Genomic DNA, 25,774 nt, shown 5'->3' with positions numbered 1-25,774 from the left:
ATGCTCGCTATGCGGGCCACGCAGCGCGGGCACAAGCAAGAACTTTATCGCAAGTGCCGAATTTTCTTGTCGGGAGTTCCGAGTGGCGGAGGCCACAAAACACTCCTTTGGCAATTACCTAACCTGGAATCAAAGCCGTGCATCACCTACTGAAGACAAGTCTGCTCGGATTCGCCTTGGCAGCAACGCTTATTTCAACGACGGGAGCGGCAGCCGACGCTCCGCCGGACGGTCCGAAGATGACCTCTCCAGCGGAGCAAGAGCAGGCGGTCACCTGGAAGAATGTGCCAACGCAAACCATCAAGGTTGGCGGAGTCGACTTCGCATACCGAGAGTTGGGAAAAAATCATGGCGGCACGCCGGTGGTGTTCCTTACGCACCTGGCGGCCGTACTCGACAACTGGGACCCACGTGTCGTGGATGGTTTCGCGGCGGAACACCATATTGTTACGTTCGACAATCGAGGTATCGGTGCCTCCAGCGATTCAACGCCGAGTTCGATCGAGGACATGGCCGATGACGCAATCGCTTTCATCAAAGCTATGGGGTTCAAGCAGGTCGACCTGTTGGGCTTTTCGATGGGCGGAATGATCGCGCAGGAAATCGTGCTCAAAGATCCGCAACTCGTCCGCAAGATGATTCTCGCCGGCACGGGTCCCGCTGGCGGTGAAGGTATCAGCACGGTATCCGGCGTAACGTTTTATGACGTTCTTCGTGGTGCTCTCACCCGCCAGGATCCAAAGCAGTATTTGTTCTTCACCCGCACGCCGAACGGTATTGAGGCCGGCAAGGCATTCCTGGAGCGTTTGAAGGAACGTTCGGAAAATCGCGACAAGGAGATCGCCACATCTGCGTTCTTGACGCAGTTGGAAGCGCTGCGTGTCTGGGGATTGAAGGAGCCAGAGGATCTATCAGTTGTCAAAAATCCGGTGCTCATCGTTAACGGCGATAACGATCGCATGGTTCCAACTAAGAATTCAGAAGACCTGGCGCGGCGTCTGCCTAACAGCAGCCTCATCATCTATCCCGATGCTGGCCACGGTGGGATCTTTCAGTACTACACGGAATTTGTTCCTAAGGCGCTGGAATTCCTTGCTCGATAGCCTGAAGTTCAACTTCCCTTTCGCGCGCAAATCATTACTGAGCCCGCGAAAAGGGGGATCAATTTAATTTAAGAATGGGATTTGTCGCCTGACTTCCTCATCCAGTGCGACTCTTACCCCTTCATACCGGAAGACCAACATGACTTATACCCACCTCACTGCCCCGACGCATTACGTGGAAGTCGATGGCAACAGATTTGCCTACCGCCGTTGGGGTAACAGTACGACTGGTGAGCCGCCATTGTTCTTCCTCCAACACTTCCGCGGTGGAATGGACCATTGGGATCCACTCATGACGGACGGCTTGGCCGCAGGGCGCGAGGTGATCCTGTACAACGGCCGCGGCATAGCTTCCTCTTCTGGAAAGCCACGCACCAGAATTGAGGATATGGCAGATGATGCGGCCGCCGTTATACGTGCGCTCGGTCTTCGCAAAGTTGACGTCTTAGGATTCTCGCTGGGCGGCTTTCAGGCTCAAGATCTGACGCGACGCCATCCTAGCCTTGTGCGAAAGCTGATGCTTCTTGGGACGGGGCCACGTGGAGGCAATCCTGACATGGACCCAGGTGTGATGGATGCGGCGCCGCGTCCGGTACCCACCGTGGAGGACTTCTTGTTTCTATTCTTCGGTCGGTCAGAAGCGGCGAAACAAGCTGGGCTCGACTTCTGGAAGCGTAGGCATGAGCGCGTTGATCAAGATCCGCCTAGTTCACCAGAGGTCACGCAGGCTCAGCTTGAGGCAAACATGTATTACTTGCCGAAGCTCGATCCCGAAGATCCTTTTGTGCATTTGCGGGAGATCAAGCAGCCAACATTCATTCTTAATGGCGTGAATGACATCATGGTTCCGACAATCAACTCCTGGCACATGGCGCAGAACATTCCAAACGCCCAATTGTTCATCTATCCAGACGCAGGTCACGCAGCTCAGTTCCAGTATCCGTCGCGCTTCTTGATGCACGCCACACAATTCCTGAACGAGTAGATTTGACTGAGTAGTCGATTTCGCTCGCTTAAATTTTTTGATGAGACGCTTGAGATAAGATCATGTTCAGGTTCAAAATCGTTCTGTTGGTTCTGGCAAAGCTATTACAACGGGCGGCAAAAAGCAATCCCGATTGCGTGAGCCACGTAAAGGGGAAGGATTTGATATTTCAGATCCGAACGATGCAGGGGAGCGGCCGGTACTTCATGGTAAAGAATGGAGGAATAAAGTCGGCTTCTGGGCTGGCGAAAAATCCGAAATTTACGTTGACATTCAGAGATGGGAGAATTGGATTCTCTGTTCTTTCCACTAAGGATGGGAAGGAGGCATTTCTCTCCGCGCTGCATCAGCAAGACCTCGTCGTCACCGGTGATTTTATTGAAGTAATGTGGTTCCAAAGGTTGGCTGATTATTTGAAGCAATAATAATGTAAAAATTTGGCCATCGAAAAAGATGGGTTCCGAGTTGTTGGGTTGTGAGTCTTATAGGTCGCCAATTTTTAATGCCAACAAGCCTTGGAGGGGATTTTGCTTAATAAATCTGAAGCTATCGGGTTGCAGTATTCGACGAAACAAGCGGAAGCCTTTGAAATGTGGATCCGGCGTTTCGGCGCTGTAACTTCAAAGGAACTCGATCTTGGGCTGTTGATGACCATCCACGAGTGGGTGATGGAAGGCAGGGTGCCAGCCGATCAAAGCGAAGGGCGATAGTGGGACTCAGACGATCGCCCGGGGTCTTCTTCTGTTGGCGCCGATCGTCTTTGCATCTCCGCAAACAGTCTCGCTGCAGAGTTTTGTCATTCGGTTCGATGCGTGAATTGCCGCGGCTCTGCCCGGTGCCGACTGGTGTCGGCGCGGGCTTCGCCAGACCGGTGGTCACCGCGAACTGGTGCATCCTCCGGCAACTTTGCCTGAGCCGGTGTCCGCCTGCACTTCAGTTTCCGCCTGTCGTTTCGGAAGATCGCCAGAGCGCCTCTCGCTGACCCTCAGCATCAGGTCTTGCGCGGCGTTGACTGGGCTCGGACCTACTTCCTGCGATCAGGCAGCCGGCGATGAGAAGTCGGTTCCCCGGAGGAACGGTTATGAAGAGATGACTCGCTGGATATCACGACGCAGCTCGAAATCATTGGAACACCGCGCCGATTGTTCGCTGCCGGTCATTTCAGCGCTTCTGCGCTGCTCTCGTTGTGCGAGAGGAATTCCAATGCCTTGGGTACGAAGTCTGCGTAGTGCTGAAAGATGCCTCCGTGCCCTGCGTCTTGATAAATGATGAGTTGCGCGTTGGGAATGCGGCGAGCCATGTCGTGGCTTAGCGCAGTAGGGACCATGATGTCGTTATCGCCATTGGCGATCAGGACAGGCATCGGCAGGCTGGTAAGATTCTGCGGCTTCTGTTGGCCCCAGGCCTTGATCGCTTTGAGTTGACGGAGGAAAGCGCGAGGTGTCGGCCCCTTGTCGCGACTGTTCTTGCGTTCCTTCAGTCGCTGCATGAACGCCTTTGCTGCCTGCCGGCCATTGGCCGTGGAGGTAAAGAATAGATAAGTCTTTGGATCGCGCAGCGTCAGCAGGCCCTTCAGTATCAGTGGCCAAGAGATTGCACCCACACGATCGATGCTCTGACCACCTGCGGGACCGGTTCCCGTGAGGATGAGTTTACGCACCAGAGTTGGTGCCTTTAGAGCCACGTCCTGCGCTACGAAGCCGCCGAGCGAAAAGCCGAGCAGATCGACCTGATCGAAACCCATGGTGCGGATCAGTGCGATGGTATCGCGGGCCATTTCTTCCACGGTTACCGGTGCGATGCCACCAGATAAACCAATCCCTCGATAGTCAATGGCAATAACGCGGTGCTTGCGAGCCAAGCCATCGACGATACGAGGGTCGAAGTTGTCCAGCACTGCACCCCAATGGTTGAGCAGAATTAGAGGGACTCCGCCGTGTGGGCCTAGTTCTCGGTAGGCGAATGCTCCTCTCTCTGTCCTGACAATCTTGTTCGGTGCTTCGGCATAGGCCATTGCCGATTGGGTTTCTGGATCGGACTTGGTCATCATTGCCTCCTTTGCGTTTCGTTTTTTATGCGTTGACATTGACAACGGTGCGACCTCGCACCTGGCCTCGGAGTACCGAGTTGGCGATGCCAGGCACTTCGGTCAAACCGATCACCTGTGTCGCGTGTGCAAGTTTGCCCAGATCCAGATCGGTGGCAAGGCGTTCCCATGCCTGCAGCCTGACGTCCTGCGGTGTGTTGACCGAGTCGATGCCTGCTAGGGTTACGTTGCGCAGGATGAAAGGGAGGACGGAAGCGGGTAAGTCTGCACCCTGCGCGAGCCCGAAGGCCGCCACGGCGCCACGGTAGCGCGTTTGCGCCAGCACGTTGGCCAGTGTGTGGCTTCCCACGGAGTCGATCGCGCCGGCCCAGCGTTCCTTGGCGATCGGTGCGCCAGGCTCCGACAGCGTGCGGCGATCAATGACTTCCGCAGCACCTAGCTCCCATAGGTACTTGGTCTCCTCCAGGCGCCCCGTGGAGGCCACCACCTTATAGCCGAGCTTGTACAGCAAAGCGATAGCGATGGACCCAGCTCCACCACTTGCCCCAGTCACCAGCACATCACCTTTGTCAGGTGTCAGCCCCATGTGCTCGAGTGCGAGCACAGACAGCATTGCGGTGTATCCAGCCGTGCCGATGGCCATGGCATCTCGCGTCGAAAACACGTCAGGCAGCTTGATCAGCCAGTCGCCGCTGACGCGTGCCTTCTGCGCGAAACCTCCGTGATGTGTTTGACTCAGACCCCAGCCATTGGCGACAACGCGGTCGCCCACCGCGAATCTTGTGTCCGACGATGCTTCGACGATGCCCGAAAAGTCGATGCCCGGAACTAATGGAAACTCGCGAATTACTGGGGCGCGTCCAGTGATCGCCATCGCGTCCTTATAATTCACCGCCGAATATTCAATCGCGATAGTGACGTCGCCCGGCATCATGTCGACTTCGTCGAAGTCGACCAAGGTGGTAGAAATTGCATCGCCCGTCTTGGCTGCGAGAAGCGCTTTGAATGTCATGGTCATGGCTCCTTTGATGCATTGGGTTCATCTGTCGACCCCATGCGGATGGGAAAAACTGAGCGACGGGCTGCTCGATCAGCCGACAGGGTGAGATGCCCTGGCACCGCCATCACCGGCGTCGTTAGCGGCTCTTCTTTCATCATGCGCACCGGCAGCGCCACTCCAACGGGTGAAACAAATGCCGCCGGTAGCGCAACGCCGTAACCTGTCGTACTCGGCAAATAACCCACGGCGTGCGTTTCGAGAAAGAAGGGGTGAGTCTCAGGCGTGCGGCAAATAGCGCTCGGCCGCGTGTGCTTGTCGAATGTCCGACATCAATCCTTGGCGTGCGCCATCTAACGCGTCCCAGCGCTCTGCAACATGCAGCGGCGGGATCGTGACCAATTCGCGGCGGTCGAAGCCAACCAGTGCCGCATCGACCAGTTCGTCGACCTCCATCACCTCGGGGAGGCTATTAACGTCAATGCCGGCGCGCTCCCAGATCTCGGTGCGGGTCGATGCCGGAAGCACCGCTTGCACATAGACGCCCTTGGGCGACAATTCCAAGTTCAAGCCTTGCGACAGGAATAGCACGAAGGCTTTGGTGGCGCCGTAGATGGACATGCCGAACTCAGGGGCGAAACCCACCACCGACCCAATGTTGACGATCGCGCCCGCACCGGACTGTGCGAAGCGCGTGGCAACCGCACCAGCGAGCCGCGTCGGTGCCGTGGTGTTGAGTGTGATCAGGCGTTCGATGTCTTCAGCGGTCTGCTGGACGAAGCTGCCCGACTGAGCCATACCGGCGTTATTGATCAGGACGCCGATGCGCGAGTCATCGCGCAGGCGAGTTTCGAGCGCGGACAGGTCGGCGGGGTGTGTGAGGTCGGCCTTTACGACTTCGACGGCCACATTGCATTCTTCGCGCAGACGCGCTGCCAGGGCATCCAGGCGCGACTTGTCACGCGCAACCAGCACGAGGTCGTGGCCACGGCGGGCGAAGCGGTTGGCGTAGGTGGCACCGATGCCGCTGGAGGCGCCGGTGATAAGGACAGTCGGAAGGCTGGTCATGGGTACTTTCCTTTTTTAAGGGTCGTTGTGGCAAGGCGCAGGCACTGGTGTGCTTCAGCCTGAGATGGTCGGGTAGTCGATGTAGCCCGCAGCGCCACCACCGTAAAGCGTGGCCGGGTTGATCTGTGTAAGCGGTGCGCCGGTCTTCAGGCGTTCAACAAGATCGGGGTTGCTGATAAACGGACGGCCGAAGGCGAACAAGTCAGCCTTGCCATCGTTCAGCTGTACGGTGGCAGATTCCAGGTCATACCCGTTGTTGGCCAGATAGGTCTGCTTGAACTGCCGGCGTAGCGCGTCATAGTCGAACGGGGCGATATCACGCGGACCACCAGTCGCGCCTTCGACAACGTGCAGATAGACGATTCCTAGCGCGCTGAGTTGCGAGACGATGTATTCGTACTGTGTCTGCGGATCACTGCTAGAGATTCCGTTCGCGGGGGAAACGGGGGAAATGCGCACGCCGGTGCGTTCGGCGCCGATTTCTTTCGTAACTGCGGCGACAACTTCGAGCACCAATCGAGCGCGGTTCTCAATCGAGCCGCCATAGGCATCTGCGCGCTGATTGGCCCCGTCTTTGATGAACTGCTCCAGCAGATAGCCATTAGCGGCGTGGATCTCGACGCCGTCGAAACCGGCAGCGATAGCGTTCGCTGCTGCTTGGCGAAAATCGTTCACGATACCCGGTAGTTCGTCGAGTTCGAGGGCGCGTGGTTCAGACGCGTCTACAAATCCGTTATTGACGAAGGTTTTGGTCTCCGCGCGGATCGCTGACGGCGCGACGGGTGCCGCACCCCCCGGCTGGACGTCGACATGTGATACGCGGCCCACGTGCCAAAGCTGGACGAAGATGAGCCCACCTTTGGCGTGCACGGCTTCCGTAACCTCGCGCCAGCCATCAATTTGCTCCGGCGTGTACAGGCCAGGTGTGTCCTGATAGCCCTGAGCTTGGGCCGACACCTGGGTAGCTTCGGTAATGATCAAGCCAGCAGAGGCGCGCTGGCCGTAGTAGGTCGGAGCCAATGAGCTGGGCACGAGACCCGCACCCGCGCGGTTGCGGGTCAAGGGCGCCATGACAATGCGATTGGCGAGCGTCAACTTACCCAGAACGTACGGTTCGAAAAGCGTCTTTTCGGTCATGTTGGTTCGGTCTTTCACAGGTAGGAGTGGCATTTATGATGATCATCATAATCTAACGTGTCAACACTTTGATGATGGTTGACATCAATGTATAGTTGAAACACGAGGCAGACACGGATTCACTCAGACGAAACATGAAGGTCACCAAAGCACAGGCGCAGGCCAACCGTGCGCGCGTTGTTGAGACGGCGTCCGCCCTGTTTCGGGAGCGCGGCTACGACGGGATTGGCGTTGCTGATTTGATGGCCGCCGCTGGCTTGACTCATGGCGGCTTTTACAAGCAATTCGGGTCGAAGGCTGACCTGATAGCAGAGTCGGCGGCCTGCAGCATCGCAAAGACAGCCGAACTGACCACCGGCGTGGATATGTCGGAATTCTTGCGGCTGTATCTCTCCCGAGAGCATCGCGACAGCCGCTCGACCGGTTGCACGCTGGCCGCGCTAGGCGGGGATGCCGCACGTCAACCAGAATCCGTCCGGACTACCTTTGCGGCCGGTATCGAGCGGCAGCTCGCTGCACTCAATGTTGGGTGCACTCAGATGGACAGTGCTGAAGCGGGCAGCGCAAGAGCGCAGTCTCTCAACATACTTGCGCACGCGGTCGGCGCCCTCGTCATGTCACGTGCCTGCCCGGACGATTCGCCGCTGGCAGACGAGATCCTGTCAGTGTGCCGCGACACAATCCTCGCGCTACTGAGTCCATCTGCTGCAAGCGGAACATGTGCACGCACTCCCCGATGATCCCCAGCCGATTCAGAATAAGGTACTGCCAATGACCGTAGACCAGACCATCGAGCTTTGGAAGGCAGACGAGGTAGCAATACGCGCCCGGTTGAGAGAAGCCGATGCGGCCCCTCAGGAGCAGGTCGCCGGACGATCTGGCATGGAGATCTTCGAGGCGATTTTTGCTGGCGAGCTTCCACCGGCGCCGATGGGCGAAACACTCGACTTCATTCCCATCCACATGGAGCACGGCGTGGCGGTGTTCCAAGGGCGGCCACAACGTCGGCACTACAACCCGCTCGGCACCGTGCACGGTGGCTGGTTCGCGACCCTCCTCGACTCGGCCGTTGGATGCGCGATTCACACCATGTTGCCGGCGGGCAAGGGGTACACCACGCTCGAACTTAAGGTGAACATGGTCCGGGCACTCAGCAGCGATGTGCCGCTTGTGCGTGCTGAGGGGAAGGTGATCCATGTAGGGCGCCAGGTCGCCACTGCTGAGGGACGCATCGTCGGACCCGACGGCAAGTTGTTTGCCCATGCAACCACTACCTGTCTGATCCTCAACTATCCTGCTCCCGCGACAAGGATCGGTCCATGAGCACGTCCCGCATCGCCGCAACGTTGCACTGAAAGGGCCCTGGTGCTGGCGAGTAAAGACGGTGTCACCAAATGCGCACGCAATAGCAGGGAAGTCGGATCACTGGCCGACAAGACCGTCAAAGTTCGGTGCGAACCTGTCGCAATGGGAGTACGAGCGGCCCGACGGAAGTTGTAACGCGCCGGCCGGTCCTTCCATCTACTCAGAGGTGGGCCTCCCTCAGTAGTCCCCTACATTTTTTTTGTGCGCACGGATTTGTGGGGTCGAGTCGGGGTATCTGTAGTGGTCAACCCATTCCGGACACTGCGTTAAGTTTTTCTTCTGCAACGGCCGGCGCCAGTCCGTGATTGAACTGATGCGGCCGTATCCAGTTGTACCGGTGCATCAGGTAATAGCTGATGTCCCGGTGTGCTTCATGCGCCGTCATGTAACCGACTGACGGCAACCACTCGGTCTTCAGGCTGCGGAACAGCCTCTCCATCGGGGAGTTGTCCCAGCAGTTGCCACGGCGGCTCATGCTCTGTTGTATCCGGTAGCGCCACAGGCGTTGCCGAAACTTCCGGCTTGCATACTGGCCACCTTGGTCCGAGTGGAACAGCAGCCCCTGCGGTCTGCCACGCTGCTCATAGGCCATGTCCAGTGCTTGCACGACCAAATCGGCGTCGGGACATGTCGAGAATGCCCAGCCGACGACCCGGCGCGTAAACAGATCGAGCACTACTGCCAGGTAATGCCAGCGGCCTTGCGCCCAGACGTAGGTGATGTCGCCACACCAGACTTGATTCGGCGCATCGACCGCAAACTGACGGTTGAGCCGGTTCGGGATGTCGATCCGCTCCACGGTGGCCTGCTTGTAGGCGTGGCTGCCGGGCTGCTTGCAGATCAGCCCCAGTTCCCCCATCAGACGACTGACCTTGAAGCGGCCAATCACCGTGCCTTGTTCGCGCAGCATGCCCATGATGCTGCGGCTGCCCGCCGAGCTTCGACTCTCGACGAACAGCTCGTGCACTCGGCTGCGCAGTGCCATGCGCTCGCTGTCGACGCGCTGGGAACGCTGCCGGTGGGCATACAGGCAAGACCGCGACACGTCGAAGACCGCGCAAGCCAACTCGACCGATTCGGTTCGGCAGATCTGATCGATTACCTCGTACGTTCGATGCTTTCCGACATCAAGAGCGCGGTAGCCTAATGGAATGGTCTGCCCCTCCTGCCGAGCATCGGCATACTGAGGGCTCTTCAACGGGAGGCCGCCATGAGCACACAAGCTGTTCGCGTCATCGGGATTGATCTCGGCAAGAACTGGTTCCATCTTGTCGGCATGGACGATCGGGGCCATCCGTTGTTTCGCAAGAAGCTCAATCGCACGCAACTCGCGGAGTTCGCCGCTACGTCGCCGGCGTGCATCGTCGCCATGGAATCTTGTCCCGGCTCGCAATACTGGGGACGTCGCTTCCAGAACGTCGGACACACGGTGCGTGTGATCCCAGCTCAGTTCGTGAAGCCCTACTTGAAGTCGAACAAGAATGACTTCAACGATGCCGAAGCAATTGCCGAAGCCGCCAGCCGTGGGACCATGCGAACGGTGCCACTCAAGTCGATCGACCAGTTGGAGATGCAAGCCATGCATCGCGTCCGGCAACGCTTCATCGTAGAACGCACCGCTGCCGTGGACCAGATGCGTGCCCTGCTGCTAGAGCACGGCATCGTGGTTCCGGTCGGCCGGGCCTTGTTCGCGCGCAGCGTGCCGCGCATTCTGGAAGACGCAGAGAACGGCTTGTCGATCAGGATGCGCCAGCTCCTGCAGCGTTTGCGGGAACGCTGGCAGGGGCTCGACAAGGAGATCGATTCAGTTTCCATCGAGATCCACGAGATCGCCAAGGATTCCGAGTTGTGCCGTCGCGCCATCACGGTGCCGGGGATCGGCCCCATTATTGCGAGCGCCATGGTCGCCGCAGTCGGTAGTGGCCAAGCGTTCGGCAAGGGGCGCGACCTTGCTGCGTGGCTGGGGCTGGTCCCCAAACAGTATTCGACAGGCGGCAAGTCCAATCTCGGCGGCATCAGCAAGCGGGGCAACGGTTACTTGCGCATGCTCCTGATCCAGGGTGCGCGTGCGCTGATGATCCACATGAAGCGTGAGCGATCTCGCATGGCGCAATGGCTCCAGGAAATCGAGAAACGTAGCCACCCACATGTTGCCCTGATCGCTCTGGCGAACAAGATCGCCCGCATCTGCTGGAAGGTGCTCGTCAGCGGAGAACCGTACCGACCGTTTCAGAATGCACCGATGACCGCCTGAGCACCACCGAACATCTGAAGGAAGTCACACCGTCTTGTTTTTGCGAGCCGCGATTGTTGATGACAGAACCGTTGACCGGCGCACCTTAAGCCTGGCTAAAAAAGCAGTCCTTCGTGACTGAACGCCTTATGAGGCAAGGCGCGCGCGGATTCCATCAAGGCCAGGGAGCAGCATTCCCAACCATAGGCCGGATACATTGACGCAAAACGTTCTTCTGACGTCGGCAAAGACAGCTTGCAAAACCGGGGCAGACCATACATTTTTTAAAATGACCTTCTCGCGCTCGAGGCGCTCAATGCGCGCCTCGAGTTCCTGGATACGCTGCTGATCTGCGGTCATGGCCTTGCCTTGCGGCGTGATGCCCTGGCGCTCCATCTGAAGCTGCTGCACCCACCGACGCAGCACCGATTCAGCGACGCCGACCGAGCGACTCGCCTCGATATGGCTGTAGCCCTGGTCGAGAACCAGGCTGGCAGCCTGCTGCTTGAATTCGGGGGAAAACGAACGACGTTGCTTGGCCATCAGACACCTCTCCACAGCGAGCATTCTCGCCTAAGTGAGTGTCCGGATTCATTAGATCACTACAATAGTCGATCTAGTTGACGATCCTGCTGCCCGAGCAAGTCCGACTCGACATCATTCATTCATCCGCACGTGCCATGCATGCATCCAAAGGCCCGCGCAGTCCGTGGGAGACGCGCTACTTTGTCGATACCGAGTTCACAGACTTTATCGATTGCCAGCTCATCAGCGTGGCTATCGTGGGCGAAGACGGCCGGGAGTTCTACGGCGAGCGTACGGACTTCGAGTTGTCCGCGTGTAGCGAGTTCGTTCGCGCCGCGGTGCTGCCACAACTTGGCCAGTTTCCCGGCCGCTCGATGCCGGCAGAGCAGTTGCGTGACGAGCTAATGGCGTGGTTGCTCGCCATGCCGACAAAACCCCAACGGGTATTATGCTTCGACTATCAAGGCGATTTCGACTTAGTGCTGGATCTGCTCGATGCCGAGATTCCCTCTGGCTGGAAGTGCGAGCACGTAGGCGGCCAGCTCGATATGGAACGGCTAGAAACGTACTTCCGTGAGCACGGTGGCCGGCATCACGCGCTGCACGATGCGCGCGCCAATGCCTTCGCTTTCATGTGAGGCCGCGCAGTTTCAATGACGCGTGATGCTCTGATCACGGCTGGGATGCCAGGGTACGCAACCAGTGGTACGACCGGCCTAGACCAACAGGGCTCGAATATCGTAGTGCCACGATAGGTACTAGACTAAATGTATCCAGCGGAGGCGAGATGAGCCCGACGAATGGAGCAAAGCCAACTGAGGGGGGCGCAAATCCACCCAAGGTAGTGATTCGCCGGTCAAAGCGGAGGCCAGTAGTCACACCTGAGATCAAGGCACAGTTGCGTGCCAACGCCCGGGTCTCTCAACGTCGCACGTTCCCCGAACTCCCGGAGTGGCGACGCGATGAGTCCGACTGAGCGTGTCGGCATGGATGTGAAAGGATAGTTGTTACGCGGGAATCCTCGCGTCTAGCTCAAAGATGTCTCGACAGTTCGTTACTGAGCCTGAATGGTTGAGCGTTAGTCTAGCCCCGTTGGTCCGGGCCGGTCGTACCACTGGTTGCGTACCCAGGCATCCCAGTCGTGCGGGAACGCGCAAACTCCCTTTTCCGGCACCAACGCACACGCACTTCCCGCGAGGGCTGCCGCAAACTGCTGGCGCCATGGCTCCGGTACGTCCTCAACGCATACATACTTGCGGCCCTGATATTCATAAAGAGGGACTGCCTTGATCAGATCATCACGTGTCATGCTCGCTCGCAATCGGTTGGCTTTGTGATTTCGATAGTCCGAAGTTGCTGCTGTCCAGTCGATCATGGCGTGGCGCCCTTATGTGACCTTTGACGCTTGATGGTGGCCTCGTAGCACTTGTCCGCCCAGGTGGCCCATCTCTTTCTGTCGCGAGCCGTCCGCAGATCAAGAATTTCCTCTGCCGTCTTCTTGTTTCGTCGTTCGAGACCGTATTCGTCGATAAGGTATGCCAAACCGTATTTGCTCTCTTCAGGACACGCGCAGCGTGCCCGGCGCTCAATGCAGGATTTGACCAACTCCGGGTTGTCTCTCAACCAGAGAATGAAATCCAAACTGACAGGCCAGTGGTAGCCTTCAAGACGGAGTCCACCTCTTCTGACCGCCGAAACGATCGCGTTCTGGACTTTGAGTTTGGTTGGACTAACCCATGTTTGTGGATAGCTCTCCGTTGTCGTCGCGAGCGGACGTTCGCAGAACGTGCAATGGCCAACGCCCAGCGCTTCGTCGTCCTCTGACATGCCAAGACAAGGCATGGTCCCGAGTATTGGAGCACCGCAGTTAGGGCAACGCTCCGACATTTTGACTTGGTGCTTTGGGCAAACAGTCCAATCCTTGAACCTCCACTCGATACGAAGGTACGGAACGAGATCTGTCGCAATGCATTGTGGACAGAACCGATACGATGGCGCGCCATCGTGAAAATTGAGCAGTGCTCTTGATGGGGGATGGAGGCGCACCGCGTGGAATACATCAGCGAGTTCTTGCAGTCGCTTCCCAGATATGCCGGTTCCCAGGCCGATGAAGCATACAAAGTGGCGCGGCACGGCAACATCAGGATCACGGCATGCTTTGATGCCTAAGAAGCTAGTCAAGGCCTTGTACGTCAGTCCGTGGAGTTGACAGACCCGCTGAATCCAAGATGCCGCAGACTCGTTGGGAAAGGGATACGGTGCGTTGACGATGCTAAGGGGACGATTCATCGGCGTCTCCGAACAGAGAAAGCTGTGGGTCGATGCTGGTCAGGCGTTGCAGTTGCCGCGAGGGGGCGCGTTTGTGCAAGCGTGAAATGAGCGAGGAGATGAACCGTCGGTCCGTGCTCGCCGTACTCTCGTCGTAGAGGGCCCGTAGCGCCGGCAATGGGATACGCAGCGACTCTCTGAGCGGGCGATTTGCGATGAGCGAGACCAACCGGTCGAACGCTCGGCAGACGAGCGCTGCTGCTTCGGTCGTCGGGAGTAGGCGATTGGCACACCGTGGGTGACTCACCTCTTGCTCAGCGTCGACAATGCCGAAGATCCAGAGCAACCTCAGGAGGGTGTCAACCGACAAGCCTCCGAATCCGCACGGAAGACAGCGCGATGCCTGAAAGGCAATCTGCTGGCATGCCGGGGCCACAAGATGTGCAACCTGATGACTTACTGCGAGTTCTCTCGAATCTGCTGCCCGGACCTTTTGGTCGTCAGTGGTTAGGCGCAGCCCGCACTCACAGAAATCAATTGCTGGCCGGCGCCAGCTTATCGAGCGGCCACATCGACACTCATCCAGAAGCCGAATGCCATGCTTGGGACAGGAGGTGACGAGGGATATCGACCAAATGGCCTGAGCCCTGCGGTCCTCTTGAATGCAGGCCGGACACAATTGAGGGTGTAACTGCCTGAGATGGTACGGGCGCAGAAACTGATGGCTGAGAAAGTCTGCCGCTTGCGCTCCATGGTGAAATCGCCGAACAACAAAGGCCTCCCGCAAGCGGCTCGGAGTGCATCCGAACATGAAGGCTATGGTTTCGCTAGCGTGCGAAGGAAGGTACAGGTGGCCCGGTGATGCCAGATGCCGGGCCAAATCAGAGAACGTGAGACCGTTCACCGTAGCCATGCGAAGGGCAAAGCCGACACCATCCTCATCCAGGCCAATTTCCTCCCTCCGAGGGAACGGCATGATGTCGGTTCGCAGCATCATAGGACGAAGGGGTTGTCCCGCGTGGAGCCCGAGCCAACTATTCGTTGAAACGCGAGTCTGAGATGTTCGATTTCAACTTTGGGTTGGTCGGCGTCGACGGCGATCATGGCTACTTCTATGACGAGGGTTTTCAGCGTCCGCATGACGCCTTGTGTGGCTTTGAAGATGAGCGTCGCTTGCTCTCTCAGTAAGGAGAGATCCACTTCCCGTGTCGCGCTCACGAAGCTTGCGATAACACCACGCCAGTTCTCATCATTCTTGAGGCTCGGCATGCTAAAGATGGAGGTGATTCGAGTTGTCAACTGTGCGTCACCGGTCTCAATGGTGCGCAAGCTCTCGATGCCACACAACAGAACTGGGCGCTTGATCCTCGTCATCAGTCGTTTCAGCCAGTCGATAATGGCTGTACGCACTTCATCCTTACGGGCAAGAAAGACGTGATGAAATTCGTCGAGCGCGATCATTTGTATGTCGTGCTGCTCGATGCTTGCGACAAGGACATTGAAAAGTACGGCGTTGGTTTTCCTTCCTGATCTCAGCGGGATGGCGTAGTTGAAATCAGCTAACAGGTCCTCTTGGATCTGAGCGACCGTAGGCGCTTCTTTCAAGGACGCCACCAGTACACTTTGCGATCGCAGGAATGGCCAGTTGCAGACGTTGTGCCGGACTGACTCGATTAGAAGAGACTTCCCTGCACCTGAGGGCGCGAGGACGCAGGCCCCGAAGGGGTGTTCTAAGCTGTTCCCCAGTTGGATGATCCTGCCGACGCCATCCAGCGTCTCTTTGAACGCTGGATGGTGAATTCGGATCTGGCTGATGCGGAGCCCCACTTGTAGTGCCTTTGCGCTGTAGCTCATGGTGCGTCTCCTGCGAACACTTCGAAGGTCGGGATGGAGCAGCTATCCGGCTCCGGCATATCGTTGTCGACTACGACGGAAGTTGGTTTGGTGCTCCCTGGTCGTTGCAGCGGGTTCGACCACGAAAGTGAGCTGACACCCTGGAAGAGCCCGAGCTCACGACTGCGTTTGACTTTCCGTCCGCCTCGAATCGCTTGCTCCCAGCGATCCTGCAGAGCTAGCCGAGCAGCTCGGAGTTCGGTTTCCGCATTTGCCAAGGTCAACTTGCGGCCAGCCTCTCGTCGAATCAGTTTGTGTTGGGTGAGCGTGAGTCCAGCCGCATATTCCTCGTCACGAGCCCCTACTGAGATCCACAGGCCTGTACGTGGATGCTGAACGAAGATACTGCCGAGGTCGTAGGGGTTGAACTTGATCAGCGTTTTGAACTTGGTACCGATGCATCGCTGCATGGATTCGAGTTCGTCATTCGTATACCGTAGGTACGTGTGGACTATCCCGCTGTGGTCCACCGTCTTGCTGGTACTCAGACCCGCGATCACCTCCAGATTTGCTGAGTTGTCGATAAGCGCCGGGGCGGGGCAACTCGTGAGCCCTTCCAGGAAGAGATCGATAGGGCGTGCGATCTTTCGTTCGTTGATCTCGAACGGATGAACATCGACAACCCACTGGAGGACGCCTGCGCAAAAGTCACTGAACGTGATACATGCAGTACTGTTGGGATCGATCGGATCCGGTCCCGAATCTGGCTTCTTGGGGCGTCCATGTGCCGGCAACTGCCGAGTGAGCTCACCGAGCATTCGCTCTACGCTCGGTTTGAACCACGGCATGCGAACGGGGCAATACTCAATATCCATGCACAGCTCGCTTGCGATATGGCGCAGATGCGGTGAGTGAAACGAAAGCGAGTTATCGAGTACGAGCGTTTCCCATAGCCCCATGGCGTGCCAAGTGTTGGACAGCCCTTGGCCGGCGGTAATGCTGTCTTTGGGCTGGGCCGCCACTTTGATGCTCTGCACCACTCGGCCAATGGTTTCTCCTTCGAAGGAGATGAAGAATCCCAAGATGTAGCTACTGAAGCTGCACACAAGTAGGGTGATGGTGGGGCGGCCAAGAGGAATGCCCAGCGCGTCGTCGATCACCACGAGATCAAGTAGCGTGTGATCCATCTCAACCCGTTCGAGAGGTCTGGTCGCATACAGGCCAGGTTTGCTGAAGCGCCATTTGGCGCGTGCTTGTGCAGGTCCGAGTCGCGCCCTGTCACGATCGAACGGCGTTGTCTCGGCCGCGAGTCGACGGATGGTCGACAGACTAATTGACGCAGCGGTTTCTTCAATGGAGTTGGCCTGTGTCGCCCGTTCTACCTCTCGTAGCACCTTGTCATGCACCATTCGCAGCGTGCATCCGTTGCGGACGAAGTAATAGCGTGCCAGAATGTTCTGGGCGATTTTGAGGACCGCTGGCGCGAGCTTCCTTGATGTGCGACGTCTTATGTTCCGAGACACCAGGCTGGTGGGATTTTGTCCGCTTATCTCGTAGTCACGCATCCACTGCATGACTGTTGGAGGTAGCGGAGGGCTATGATCTCCAAGCGTTGCGGCAATCGTTGGAATGGCTTCAGCGATGCGCCTACGTTGCCCCTTGGTAATGCCGCGCTTGCGCATATGCCAGACGTAAGCATAGGTGCGTTCGAATTGGCTCTTGTACTTCGCTGGCAGGGTTGCTGTACACATGACCGCATGACCGGCATGTGAGGTTTGCTCGGGCTGAGGTGCCCCGCTGTCCCGAACTACAGACAACTTGCCACCGGCGATATCGCTCGCAAGCTTGGCTATACGAACACGTCGAATCCTGGCTGTGGCTTGGTGCTCGAGTTGAACGTACTGGTTGTCCAGCACTCTGTGAACGCGCCACTGGGCGTCTCCATCCTGTATGACGAGATCGGTGTCAAGCGTGTAGACGGACATCATCGCCTCCGCTCGGGTAGACCACTTGGTCCTCGTCAAAATTGAGCGCCTCGTTGATCCGCAAACAACGACGTCCGATAAGATGCAGCACCGTATCGATCGATGTCTGCGCCTCAGATGCCAGCGCGCGGATTGGGATGCCCAGTGGGTGGCCCGACGCAACTACGGTGACTCGTTTTATTAGATCGGCAGGGAGTTGGCTACGTGCATACCGTAGGAGGATCGCAGCGCGGTCATGCCGCTTGTCCCGCCGAATGAACTTCTCAGTTGCGACCAGGAAGTCGAAGCCTCGCTCACATAGGACGCGTTCAGCACATGCAAGGCGAGGCTTGTTCTTTGTGTTGAGCGCCCGCTCCTCGGGTTTCACTTCAACAACAAGCTTTCGCGTCGGGCTGACCAAGAGGAAGTCCGGCACGTAGTTGCCGAATTCTCCGAGATTCAGGAGAAAAGGTTGGTGGGATATTGAAGAAATTTCAGGGTCGAGGAGCGCTATGCGGACGAAGTCGCGCTCCAGCAAGCTTTCATACTCGATGGTATTCGGCTGGAACCAGGGACATGCGATCAGCCCCACCCGCCGGTGGGGGGAGCGGGTGACGACCTTTCTTGCGGCAGGCATGAGGTCTCTCCAAGCAAAGGGATTCCCTCTTCCCCGAGGGGAAGGCTCGAAGAGGACTTGACAGGTGGGATAGTGGGTTCGATACTGACTGTGCCAACAGAGGTATCGAAGGATATCTCCACGCCGCCTAGTCCTCCGGGGTTAGGTGGCGTTTTTATTTTCTACATTGGGCTCTCCTCCACGCCCTTCGGCGTGCGGCTTACATAAGCAGGCGCTTGCTTGCTGCGCTGGAATACTTCCAACATCGCAGACAATGCTTTTGCGTCTGTCGGGGAGAGCGTGGGCAGGATCTCGGAGAATTGCGCGCATAAGCGATATGCGGCCGCCGGCGCGCCACGCGGCGGAAGGTTGAAGTTGCGCGACATTTCAAAGGCTTCGCGCAAATGAGCTTCGTCCACAGGATCCAAGTCCAGCACATGGACGATCTTGTGTACGAGTTCAGCTTCCTTGGGAAGCTTGGAGCCGCATTCAAGTGCGGAGACGTAGGCCTGGCGATAACCCAATCGTGCTGCGAACTCTCCCTGCGCTAGTTCGAACTTCGCGCGCAACGTTCGCAGAGCGATAGAGAACGGACTCATAGGGAAGACGTAGAATTGGTCTCCGCTAAGACTAAGAAATTAACGCTGCGCTTTCAAGGGTTTTATTTCTCAATCAATGGTATTTGTATTTAATTTTTCTTCATGATTTGAAACAGGATGTGGTTCTGCTTGATTTCAGCAGATTTTCTTAACTTCATCAGTAAAAGCGATGATTTGCGATTTTTCTGCTGAATTTGTAGTTTGCTGTTGATTTGCACCGAAGACCGACCCACCGGAGGTGCGGACGAAATCTTGAGCTACGTGGGGATAGTTGGATGCCGTATGGGTTGAAGCGCACAACTACTCCCCAGTCCCGCCGATTTCGTTGCTGAACTCAACTGGCCACCGTTTACTTTGATTCTCGGTTGCCACAACAACATTGTTAGCCGTTGTTCTACTGCTGAAGCTTTGCAAATTGCGCGGCGAGGAAGTCAACGAACAGGCGAATTCTGGAAGACAACTGGTGCCGATGAGGGTAGCTTTGTCGGAGCGGCTAGCTATACCACTCGCAGAGCAACGCACGTCAATTTGCTGTCATGATCAACCCACATCGAATCGATTTTGTTTCTCTATCGCTATTCGCCTTGGTGGCGCGCACCGGCAGCATCAGCAAGGCGGCCGCATTGGCGCATCTGGCGGTTGGCGCTGCGAGCAAGCGGATTTCCGATCTGGAGGTCGGGATGGGCGCGCCGCTGTTGGAGCGCCATTCGCGGGGTGTGACGCTCACGGTGGCTGGCCAGGCGCTCTACCGCCATGCGCAGCGCATCCTCGCGGACGTCGATCTGCTTGCCGCCGAATTGTCGGACTTCACCTCGGGCATCGTAGGCGTCGTGCGGCTCTGGGCGAATACCTCTGCGGTGACGCAATTCCTCCCACAGCAGCTGGCAACGTTCACGCAGGCCAATCCGGGCATCCGCATCGAGCTGGAAGAGAAGAACAGCAGCGATATTGTCCTGGCCGTGCTCGACGGCCGGGCTGACGTCGGCATCTTTGCGGACCGTACGCCGACGCTCGGCCTGCAGTGTCTCGATTACCGCGAAGACCATCTCGGGCTGGTCGTGCCCAAGCAACATCCGCTCAGCCGTCGCAGAGAACTTCATTTGGCCGAAGCCCTCGACTACGACTTTGTCAGCCTGTCGGAGGGGACATCGCTGGCCGAACGCTTACAGACCGAAACCGAGGCCATGGGGCGTCGCCTCAAGCTGCGCATTCGCGTGCGAAGCTTCGACGCAATGTGCCAGATGGTCGCCGCCGGGATGGGTGTCGCCGTGCTCCCCTTGCAGGCCGTGCGTGAGCTGGTGCGCTCAATGCAGTTGCGCCAGATCGCGCTCAAAGATGACTGGGCCCAGCGAAGCCTGCTGTTGGGCCTGCGTGACATCAATGCGGTGCCACGCCACGTCCGCACATTGATCGAACATCTAAGGTCGACCACCCCGTAGGTTCCTAAGCCGCTTTCGCGTTTCGTGAAAGCTCGGTTCTCGCATTTGTTCTTCTGCCGCGGCCCCGCCGCAACCAGAATGCCTGCATGCGCCATTCAGAGCGCACCACAACGATGCAGGTTGCCAGCCTCACCCATGTGAGCGCCCCGTCGCCTGATATCGGCATCCACAGGAGACAACGATGGCTGGCACGGAAACCATGCCGCTTCAGGCGGCCACACCACCGACGCAAATCGACGAAGCGCGCATCGTCAGCAAGATAGCGTGGCGCGTCATGCCGCTGATCATGGTGTGTTATCTGTTCGCCTTCTTTGATCGCATCAACATCAGCTTTGCCAAGTTTTCATTGCAGACCGACCTGGGTCTGAGCGACACGGCATACGGGCTCGGCGCCGGGCTGTTCGTCGTGGGCTATGTGCTGTTCGAGGTGCCGAGCAACCTCATGCTGTACAAGGTGGGCGCCCGGCGGTGGATTGCCCGCATCATGGTTTCGTGGGGCATTGCCACCGCGCTGATGGCGTTTGTGCAAACGGAATGGCAGTTCTATGGGCTGCGCTTCCTGATTGGTGCGATGGAGGCAGGTTTTGCTCCGGGCGTGCTGTACTACCTGACGATCTGGTTCCCGGCTGCTTACCGCGGCCGGATGACGTCCATGCTGTTCCTGGCATCTGCTTTTGCGGGGCTGCTTGGGGCGCCTGCATCGGGCCTGGTGCTTTCACACATGGACGGTGTGCTTGCCATGCGCGGCTGGCACTGGTTGTTCCTGGTGGGCGGGCTGCCGTGTGTGGTGCTTGGTTACATCGTCTTCAAGGTACTCAAGGACCGTATTGAAGATGCCCGTTGGCTTGCGCCGGAGGAGCGTGCGCTGCTGAGCGCCAACATCGCGCGGCAGAACCGCGATATTGCCGGCCACTCGCTGATCGGTGCGTTGAAGACGCCGGGTTTCCTCATGCTCGGGCTCATCTACTTCCTGATTCAGGTGAGTTCGTACGGCCTGAACTTCTGGGCGCCGCACATGATTCGCACGTCAGGTATCACCAACCCCACCACCATCGGTCTGCTGACGGCTGTGCCCTACCTGTGCGGGGCGATCACCATGGTCGTCGTGGGCCGTGTGTCCGACCGTACGGGCGAACGCCGCAAGTTCGTGATTGGGCTGATGCTGCTGGCCTCTGTTGGATTCTTCAGCGCCGGCATTTTCGACAAGCAGACCGCCATGCTGGTCCTGGCCCTCGCCATGATGGGCGCGGGCGTAGTGGCCGCCATTCCCGCGTTCTGGGCGCTGCCTCCCAAGCTCGTCGCAGGCGCCGGGGCAGCAGCCGGCATCGCCCTCATCAACACGCTGGGCCAGCTGGGCGGCATCGTGAGCCCGGTGGTCGTCGGACGCATCAAGGACATTGCGGGCAGCACCACGCCGGCGCTTTACCTGATTGGCGGCCTCGGGCTTGTGTGTGCGGCCATCCTGACGTTCGCGATGCCAGCCCAGCTGCGCGCAAAAGACTGAGGCAGAGAGATGGAACAACAACACGTGCAACCCGGTAACGGAATCCATCGCGCTCCCATGGCACTTCAAGGGGTGCGCGTTATCGAGATGGGGCAATTGATCGCCGGGCCTTTTGCCGGCAAGACGCTGGGCGAGTTCGGCGCCGAGGTGATCAAGATCGAGCCACCCGGCGCGGGCGACCCCCTGCGCAACTGGCGCATGCTGAAGGACGGCACCTCCGTTTGGTGGCAGGTGCAGTCCCGAAACAAGCGCTCGGTGGCGCTCGACCTGCGCAACCCGGAAGCGCAAGAGATTGCGCGAGAACTGATTGCTTCAGCCGATGTGCTCATTGAGAATTTCCGCCCCGGCACGCTGGAAAGCTGGGGGCTCGGTTGGGATGTGCTGTCGGAGCTGAACCCGGGCCTGGTGATGTTGCGTATCTCTGGCTACGGGCAGACGGGACCATACCGTGACTTGCCCGGGTTCGGCGCCATTGGCGAAGCCATGGGCGGCCTGCGTCATCTCACCGGCGAGCCGGGCCGCATACCTGTGCGGTGCGGCATCTCCATTGGCGACACGCTCGCCGCGTTGCACGGCACGATCGGCATCCTCACGGCGCTGTACCACCGCAAAGTGAACGGCGGCAAGGGCCAGGTCATCGACGTGGCCCTGAACGAGGCTGTGCTCAACGTCATGGAAAGTCTGATCCCGGAGTACAGCGCGTTTGGCGCCGTACGAGAGCCTGCGGGGAGCGCCTTGCCGGGCATCGCACCGTCAAATGCCTATCGTTGTGTCGACGGCTACATCCTGATCGCTGGCAATGGTGACAGCATCTTCAAGCGCTTGATGCACACCATCGGGCGCACTGATCTCGCGGACGATCCTGCCTTTGCCAATAATGCGGGCCGTGTCGCCCGGGTTGAAGAACTGGATGGCGCCATTGGCAGCTGGACGGCATTGCGAACGGTCGAAGAGGCGTTGCACCAGCTGGCTGAAGCGCGCGTACCGGCCGGGAAAGTCTATACGGCCAAGGACATCGTTGAAGACCCCCACTACCGTGCGCGAGACATGATCCTCTCGCAGCACACCCGTGAAGGGGACACGTTGGAAGTGCCGGGCGTGGTCCCGAAATTGGAGGGCACACCGGGCACCGTTCGCACCGCTGCGCCGCGATTGGGAGAGGACACCACTGCGGTGTTGCGAGAACTCGGTATCGCCGATGATCAGATCGACGTGCTGCGGAACAAAGGAGTCATTGCATGAGCGCCTGGCATGGAGATCGCCGCCGCATCCGCATCCAGGAGGTCGGCACGCGGGATGGATTGCAGGCCGAATGCACCTTTGTACCCACTGAAGAGAAGATTGCGCTGATCGATGCGCTGTCCTCTTTGGGCCTGGCCAAGATCGAAGTTACTGGATTCGTTTCCCCCAAGGCCATTCCCGTCCTGGCTGACGCGGAGGCCGTGATGAAAGGCATCCGTCGCGTGCCGGGCACGGTGTACAGCGCGCTCGTGCCGAACGTACGGGGCGCCGAGCGTGCGATCGACTGTGGGGCGGATGAGGTGAACCTCGTCATGTCGGCCACCGAAACGCACAACCTCGCGAATCTGCGCATGACCCGCGAGCAGTCGTTTAGCGGGTTGCAGGAGGTAGCTGCATTGGCTCGCAGGGCGGGTGTACGCGTCAACGTCTCGCTCTCGTGCGCATTCGGCTGTCCGATAGAAGGCGAAGTCGAGATGACAACCGTGCTGGACTGGGTGACGCGCTTTCACACCCAGTTGAGCGCCGACAGCGTCACGCTGTGCGATACCACGGGGATGGGGTATCCCACTCAGGTGAACACAATTGTGCGAGCGTTTCGCGAAAGATGGGCCGATGCCGCGTTGACGCTGCACTTCCATAACACCAGAGGCATGGGGCTAGCGAATGTGCTGGCGGCAATCGATGCCGGCGCTGACAGATTCGACGCTTCACTTGGTGGCATTGGCGGCTGTCCGTACGCACCTGGAGCCACCGGCAATATCTGTACCGAAGATACGGTTCATGCGCTTGAACTGATGGGCTACGACACAGGCGTCGACTTGGCTGGGTTGGTCGGTGCATCGCGTGGCCTTCCGGCGTTAGTGGGGCACGACACGCCGAGTCAGATCGCTAAAGCGGGACAACGGCTTCAACTGCATCCTGCGCCACAGGATCTTGACGCGATGCGAGTGCGAGCACATGCCCGAGGCTGACAAGATAGTTGCGCGTGTTGAGTTGCACCAAACTTGACCCACCCGAGGTAGGCGTCAGGTGTGGTGCAACTCAATAGCGCGACGTCAAGCACGAACCCTCGCGCCCCAACGTGCGGCAGAGGGGGGCGGCATGGCGCCGCCGCTAGACACAAGAGTTCATTGTTGCTTGCACGAATTTTGAGACAGGCTTGCCCAGTAAGATCGCTGGCCGCGTACCAGGGGCAAGCAGGCCCCAGGCTTCTTCGAATGTGAGTATGTTCAGAGTTCCAGTGAGTGGAGCACAGCATGCGTCTTCCAACGACCTTAGTAGATCAGGCGCTCACGAGCACAACGTGACGAGTCGCACCAGGCATGGTCATGGGCAACGCTTGCTTCTATGCCCGTTGCGGGCAGCTGTCTCGTTAAATAGAGAGGAATCGCCGAGCTGCTGGGCTGAGCGTCGTTAGGTCAATGTGCAAGCCATCAACATATATCCTGCGCAGTATCTTGTACGTAATATCGTCCAAGGTATGTTCCAGCTCCGCGAGGTTGCTACATACGTCGTACGCAGCTAGGTAACCCGCTTTCTTTGCAGCGATAACGCGCCCCAGATCTGACAGCCCTAGCCGTCGGCTGACCAACTCGTCTATGGAACCTAAAGCCAGCATCTCTTCGCGAATGCGTTGGCGTTGTTTGGTTGATAGCGACAGCGCGTAGCCGCTCGCTGATGGTTCGAGGCTTAAGCCTAAGAATTCGACGGCTTCATGGGGAGAGTGTAACGAGGACTTGGATTCTGGACCGATATCGGGAATCTCCAACCCAAGCTTCCCCAGCATATGTTTGCACTGCTCAGCGATCTCGCGACACTCGGATTCAGTGTGGCTGAAAAAGATAAGGTCGTCTGCATATCGGACAGCTTTCCACTTTTTCTGGACGACTTCTCTATCGAACCCGATGAGGACTACGTTGGCGAAGAACGGAGATAGCGGCATGCCTTGCCGTACTCCGAGACCATTTCGTATGCCAAGTTTGCGAATGCGCTGTTCGTTGCCACGCGAGGTCGAGGAAATTTCGCTGGCAATAACATGGCCCAGTATCGGATGTAGTGTTTTCTCTTTAACCAAAGAGCGTATCGCTTCGGTTAGGTGAGGTCGTGGAATGCGGTCAAAGAACGACGTGATATCGGTCTTGAAGACCCATTGAAATTTTGTGCGTAGAGAGATGGCTGCCTCAGCCGCCCGCTTGACTGAGCGGTGCTGAACGAAGCCATAGCTGATTTCGTTCGCTAGTACCTTGCCGTACTTCTTGGCTAGGAAGTCGAGGAGGGCACGTTGGACAATGCGGTCTCGAACAGTGGGTACGCAGATGAGGCGGTCCTTGCCGTTCTGCTTTGGAATCAGGAAGGGTTTAAGGGCAGAAAGCTGGAAGGTGCCCTCACGGACATCTTTGTTTAGCCGCGATAGGTGCAGCTTCGCATCGCGTTCGAAGTCGTTTATCGAAACGTCATCGACTCCAGTCGTGTTGCGCGAGGAGGGCTTGGTTTTTCGGTAGAGCCTGAGCCATGCATCCTCAAGGGCGGCTCTGGAGAGAGCTTGGTGGTACGCGTTTGTAGTCATTCGCAGGTTTCCGCGTCGGGGTTGCCTTCCCCGACCCGACGCGCATGAGAGCCCTGCCGGCGAACGCCTAGCAATGCGCCTCATGCGAGGCTTGGTTGCCGCTGATTCCGCCGGAGACGCGCCCGCGATGACTCGCGTTTGCGCCAGTTTGCCGCTTGGTCACGTGCAGCGCAACCCGCAGAGATGCCTGAAGGTCGACACACGCTTCCGCTGCGCCGCAAATGCGAATGCGTCTCATTTCTAGTGCTCCTGTTCCATCAAAACCTGCCAAGATCGCGAGGGC

General features: G+C 58.1%; 23 protein-coding genes and 2 pseudogenes. 11 read left to right on the top strand and 14 right to left on the bottom strand.

Going from position 1 to position 25,774, the window contains the following annotated elements; genetic code table 11:
- Nucleotides 1-137: 137 nt before the first annotated feature.
- The 3 genes from NG898_RS16370 (at nt 138) to NG898_RS16360 (ending at nt 2,513) form a co-directional block, all read left to right on the top strand.
- The gene (locus NG898_RS16370) at nt 138-1,103 is read left to right on the top strand and encodes an alpha/beta fold hydrolase (protein WP_252693392.1); all 966 of its coding nucleotides are present in this window, start codon (nt 138-140) and stop codon (nt 1,101-1,103) included.
- A 139-nt stretch (nt 1,104-1,242) separates the two neighbouring features.
- A complete protein-coding gene (locus NG898_RS16365; protein ID WP_211906896.1) occupies nt 1,243-2,088 on the top strand; it encodes an alpha/beta fold hydrolase in 846 nt (281 codons plus the stop codon).
- Between the two features lie 62 nt (nt 2,089-2,150).
- Nucleotides 2,151-2,513, top strand: coding sequence for an SCP2 sterol-binding domain-containing protein (locus NG898_RS16360; protein WP_252693391.1), 363 nt, complete (start codon nt 2,151-2,153; stop codon nt 2,511-2,513).
- A 731-nt stretch (nt 2,514-3,244) separates the two neighbouring features.
- Here NG898_RS16360 and NG898_RS16355 read toward each other — a convergent pair.
- From NG898_RS16355 to NG898_RS16340, 4 genes are all read right to left on the bottom strand, one after another.
- Nucleotides 3,245-4,135, bottom strand: a complete 891-nt coding sequence (locus tag NG898_RS16355; protein ID WP_252693390.1) for an alpha/beta fold hydrolase — start codon at nt 4,133-4,135, stop codon at nt 3,245-3,247.
- A 25-nt stretch (nt 4,136-4,160) separates the two neighbouring features.
- A complete protein-coding gene (gene acuI / locus NG898_RS16350) occupies nt 4,161-5,147 on the bottom strand; it encodes an acrylyl-CoA reductase (NADPH) (RefSeq protein ID WP_252693469.1) in 987 nt (328 codons plus the stop codon).
- A gap of 264 nt (nt 5,148-5,411) precedes the next feature.
- Entirely contained in the window at nt 5,412-6,200 is a 789-nt protein-coding gene (locus NG898_RS16345; RefSeq protein ID WP_111395327.1) for an SDR family NAD(P)-dependent oxidoreductase, read from the bottom strand.
- Between the two features lie 54 nt (nt 6,201-6,254).
- Nucleotides 6,255-7,337 carry an alkene reductase gene (locus tag NG898_RS16340; protein ID WP_111395328.1) on the bottom strand — a complete coding sequence of 361 codons (1,083 nt, stop codon included), beginning with the start codon at nt 7,335-7,337 and terminating at the stop codon, nt 6,255-6,257.
- 134 nt (nt 7,338-7,471) lie between these two features.
- On the opposite strand from NG898_RS16340, the gene NG898_RS16335 reads away from it, so the two are divergent.
- Together NG898_RS16335 and NG898_RS16330 are read left to right on the top strand one after the other, a co-directional pair.
- A complete protein-coding gene (locus NG898_RS16335) occupies nt 7,472-8,077 on the top strand; it encodes a TetR/AcrR family transcriptional regulator (protein ID WP_252693389.1) in 606 nt (201 codons plus the stop codon).
- Between the two features lie 31 nt (nt 8,078-8,108).
- A complete protein-coding gene (locus NG898_RS16330) occupies nt 8,109-8,660 on the top strand; it encodes a PaaI family thioesterase (RefSeq protein ID WP_252679796.1) in 552 nt (183 codons plus the stop codon).
- A 286-nt stretch (nt 8,661-8,946) separates the two neighbouring features.
- Here the strand turns inward: NG898_RS16330 and NG898_RS16325 are convergent.
- Nucleotides 8,947-9,870 (bottom strand): annotated as a pseudogene (locus NG898_RS16325) (IS3 family transposase); the annotation flags it as partial.
- Between the two features lie 42 nt (nt 9,871-9,912).
- Between NG898_RS16325 and NG898_RS16320 the strand changes: the two are divergent.
- Nucleotides 9,913-10,956 (top strand): IS110 family RNA-guided transposase, encoded by a 1,044-nt coding sequence (locus NG898_RS16320; RefSeq protein WP_252693388.1) that lies wholly within the window; start codon nt 9,913-9,915, stop codon nt 10,954-10,956.
- A gap of 261 nt (nt 10,957-11,217) precedes the next feature.
- Here the strand turns inward: NG898_RS16320 and NG898_RS16315 are convergent.
- Nucleotides 11,218-11,478, bottom strand: a pseudogene (locus tag NG898_RS16315) (transposase); the annotation flags it as partial.
- 77 nt (nt 11,479-11,555) lie between these two features.
- Here NG898_RS16315 and NG898_RS16310 point away from each other — a divergent pair.
- On the top strand, nt 11,556-12,098 hold the full coding sequence (locus NG898_RS16310; protein WP_252693387.1) for a 3'-5' exoribonuclease: 543 nt from the start codon (nt 11,556-11,558) through the stop codon (nt 12,096-12,098).
- 440 nt (nt 12,099-12,538) lie between these two features.
- Here the strand turns inward: NG898_RS16310 and NG898_RS16305 are convergent, their stop codons facing one another.
- The 7 genes from NG898_RS16305 to NG898_RS16275 all read right to left on the bottom strand — a co-directional run bounded on the left by NG898_RS16305 (nt 12,539) and on the right by NG898_RS16275 (nt 18,740).
- Nucleotides 12,539-12,835 carry a hypothetical protein gene (locus tag NG898_RS16305; protein WP_252693386.1) on the bottom strand — a complete coding sequence of 99 codons (297 nt, stop codon included), beginning with the start codon at nt 12,833-12,835 and terminating at the stop codon, nt 12,539-12,541.
- A complete protein-coding gene (locus tag NG898_RS16300; protein WP_252693385.1) occupies nt 12,832-13,749 on the bottom strand; it encodes a TniQ family protein in 918 nt (305 codons plus the stop codon). Before NG898_RS16300 ends, NG898_RS16305 begins: the two co-directional genes overlap by 4 nt.
- Nucleotides 13,733-14,704 (bottom strand): TniQ family protein, encoded by a 972-nt coding sequence (locus tag NG898_RS16295; protein ID WP_260505263.1) that lies wholly within the window; start codon nt 14,702-14,704, stop codon nt 13,733-13,735. Before NG898_RS16295 ends, NG898_RS16300 begins: the two co-directional genes overlap by 17 nt.
- A 17-nt stretch (nt 14,705-14,721) precedes the next feature.
- Complete coding sequence (locus NG898_RS16290) at nt 14,722-15,582, bottom strand: TniB family NTP-binding protein (RefSeq protein WP_252693384.1); 861 nt, start codon at nt 15,580-15,582, stop codon at nt 14,722-14,724.
- A complete protein-coding gene (locus tag NG898_RS16285) occupies nt 15,579-17,546 on the bottom strand; it encodes a transposase (RefSeq protein WP_252693383.1) in 1,968 nt (655 codons plus the stop codon). The genes NG898_RS16290 and NG898_RS16285 overlap by 4 nt, the downstream gene beginning before the upstream one ends.
- Nucleotides 17,527-18,162: a TnsA endonuclease N-terminal domain-containing protein gene (locus NG898_RS16280; protein WP_252693382.1), complete on the bottom strand. Its 636-nt coding sequence runs from the start codon at nt 18,160-18,162 to the stop codon at nt 17,527-17,529. The genes NG898_RS16285 and NG898_RS16280 overlap by 20 nt, the downstream gene beginning before the upstream one ends.
- Before the next feature lie 161 nt (nt 18,163-18,323).
- Nucleotides 18,324-18,740 (bottom strand): helix-turn-helix domain-containing protein, encoded by a 417-nt coding sequence (locus tag NG898_RS16275; RefSeq protein WP_252693381.1) that lies wholly within the window; start codon nt 18,738-18,740, stop codon nt 18,324-18,326.
- 539 nt (nt 18,741-19,279) lie between these two features.
- Here NG898_RS16275 and NG898_RS16270 point away from each other — a divergent pair.
- The 4 genes from NG898_RS16270 to NG898_RS16255 all read left to right on the top strand — a co-directional run bounded on the left by NG898_RS16270 (nt 19,280) and on the right by NG898_RS16255 (nt 23,896).
- Nucleotides 19,280-20,179 (top strand): LysR substrate-binding domain-containing protein, encoded by a 900-nt coding sequence (locus NG898_RS16270; RefSeq protein WP_252693467.1) that lies wholly within the window; start codon nt 19,280-19,282, stop codon nt 20,177-20,179.
- Between the two features lie 199 nt (nt 20,180-20,378).
- Nucleotides 20,379-21,683, top strand: a complete 1,305-nt coding sequence (locus tag NG898_RS16265; RefSeq protein WP_252693466.1) for an MFS transporter — start codon at nt 20,379-20,381, stop codon at nt 21,681-21,683.
- A 9-nt stretch (nt 21,684-21,692) separates the two neighbouring features.
- Nucleotides 21,693-22,925 (top strand): CaiB/BaiF CoA transferase family protein, encoded by a 1,233-nt coding sequence (locus NG898_RS16260; protein WP_420803697.1) that lies wholly within the window; start codon nt 21,693-21,695, stop codon nt 22,923-22,925.
- Nucleotides 22,922-23,896 carry a hydroxymethylglutaryl-CoA lyase gene (locus tag NG898_RS16255; protein ID WP_252693379.1) on the top strand — a complete coding sequence of 325 codons (975 nt, stop codon included), beginning with the start codon at nt 22,922-22,924 and terminating at the stop codon, nt 23,894-23,896. The genes NG898_RS16260 and NG898_RS16255 overlap by 4 nt, the downstream gene beginning before the upstream one ends.
- 401 nt (nt 23,897-24,297) lie before the next feature.
- On the opposite strand, the gene NG898_RS16250 is transcribed toward NG898_RS16255, so the two are convergent.
- A complete protein-coding gene (locus NG898_RS16250) occupies nt 24,298-25,491 on the bottom strand; it encodes a reverse transcriptase domain-containing protein (RefSeq protein ID WP_252693378.1) in 1,194 nt (397 codons plus the stop codon).
- Between the last annotated feature and the right edge of the window lie 283 nt (nt 25,492-25,774).

The sequence above is a fragment of the Ralstonia mojiangensis genome (assembly GCF_023955645.1).
GTDB classification, from domain to species: Bacteria; Pseudomonadota; Gammaproteobacteria; order Burkholderiales; family Burkholderiaceae; genus Ralstonia; species Ralstonia mojiangensis.
The sequence above is the reverse complement of the archived record's forward strand: the minus strand, read 5'-3'. Positions and strand labels throughout refer to the sequence as shown.

Coding starts and splice junctions, on each gene's coding strand:
- NG898_RS16340 (WP_111395328.1), bottom strand. CDS start 7,337: ATGACCGAAAAGACGCTTTTCGAACCGTACGTTCTGGGTAAGTTGACG.
- NG898_RS16320 (WP_252693388.1), top strand. CDS start 9,913: ATGAGCACACAAGCTGTTCGCGTCATCGGGATTGATCTCGGCAAGAAC.
- NG898_RS16290 (WP_252693384.1), bottom strand. CDS start 15,582: ATGAGCTACAGCGCAAAGGCACTACAAGTGGGGCTCCGCATCAGCCAG.
- NG898_RS16345 (WP_111395327.1), bottom strand. CDS start 6,200: ATGACCAGCCTTCCGACTGTCCTTATCACCGGCGCCTCCAGCGGCATC.
- NG898_RS16285 (WP_252693383.1), bottom strand. CDS start 17,546: ATGTCCGTCTACACGCTTGACACCGATCTCGTCATACAGGATGGAGAC.
- NG898_RS16255 (WP_252693379.1), top strand. CDS start 22,922: ATGAGCGCCTGGCATGGAGATCGCCGCCGCATCCGCATCCAGGAGGTC.
- NG898_RS16265 (WP_252693466.1), top strand. CDS start 20,379: ATGCCGCTTCAGGCGGCCACACCACCGACGCAAATCGACGAAGCGCGC.
- NG898_RS16295 (WP_260505263.1), bottom strand. CDS start 14,704: ATGCCGTTCCCTCGGAGGGAGGAAATTGGCCTGGATGAGGATGGTGTC.
- NG898_RS16365 (WP_211906896.1), top strand. CDS start 1,243: ATGACTTATACCCACCTCACTGCCCCGACGCATTACGTGGAAGTCGAT.
- NG898_RS16275 (WP_252693381.1), bottom strand. CDS start 18,740: ATGAGTCCGTTCTCTATCGCTCTGCGAACGTTGCGCGCGAAGTTCGAA.
- NG898_RS16305 (WP_252693386.1), bottom strand. CDS start 12,835: ATGATCGACTGGACAGCAGCAACTTCGGACTATCGAAATCACAAAGCC.
- NG898_RS16280 (WP_252693382.1), bottom strand. CDS start 18,162: ATGCCTGCCGCAAGAAAGGTCGTCACCCGCTCCCCCCACCGGCGGGTG.
- NG898_RS16250 (WP_252693378.1), bottom strand. CDS start 25,491: ATGACTACAAACGCGTACCACCAAGCTCTCTCCAGAGCCGCCCTTGAG.
- acuI (WP_252693469.1), bottom strand. CDS start 5,147: ATGACATTCAAAGCGCTTCTCGCAGCCAAGACGGGCGATGCAATTTCT.
- NG898_RS16300 (WP_252693385.1), bottom strand. CDS start 13,749: ATGAATCGTCCCCTTAGCATCGTCAACGCACCGTATCCCTTTCCCAAC.
- NG898_RS16335 (WP_252693389.1), top strand. CDS start 7,472: ATGAAGGTCACCAAAGCACAGGCGCAGGCCAACCGTGCGCGCGTTGTT.
- NG898_RS16330 (WP_252679796.1), top strand. CDS start 8,109: ATGACCGTAGACCAGACCATCGAGCTTTGGAAGGCAGACGAGGTAGCA.
- NG898_RS16360 (WP_252693391.1), top strand. CDS start 2,151: ATGTTCAGGTTCAAAATCGTTCTGTTGGTTCTGGCAAAGCTATTACAA.
- NG898_RS16260 (WP_420803697.1), top strand. CDS start 21,693: ATGGAACAACAACACGTGCAACCCGGTAACGGAATCCATCGCGCTCCC.
- NG898_RS16355 (WP_252693390.1), bottom strand. CDS start 4,135: ATGACCAAGTCCGATCCAGAAACCCAATCGGCAATGGCCTATGCCGAA.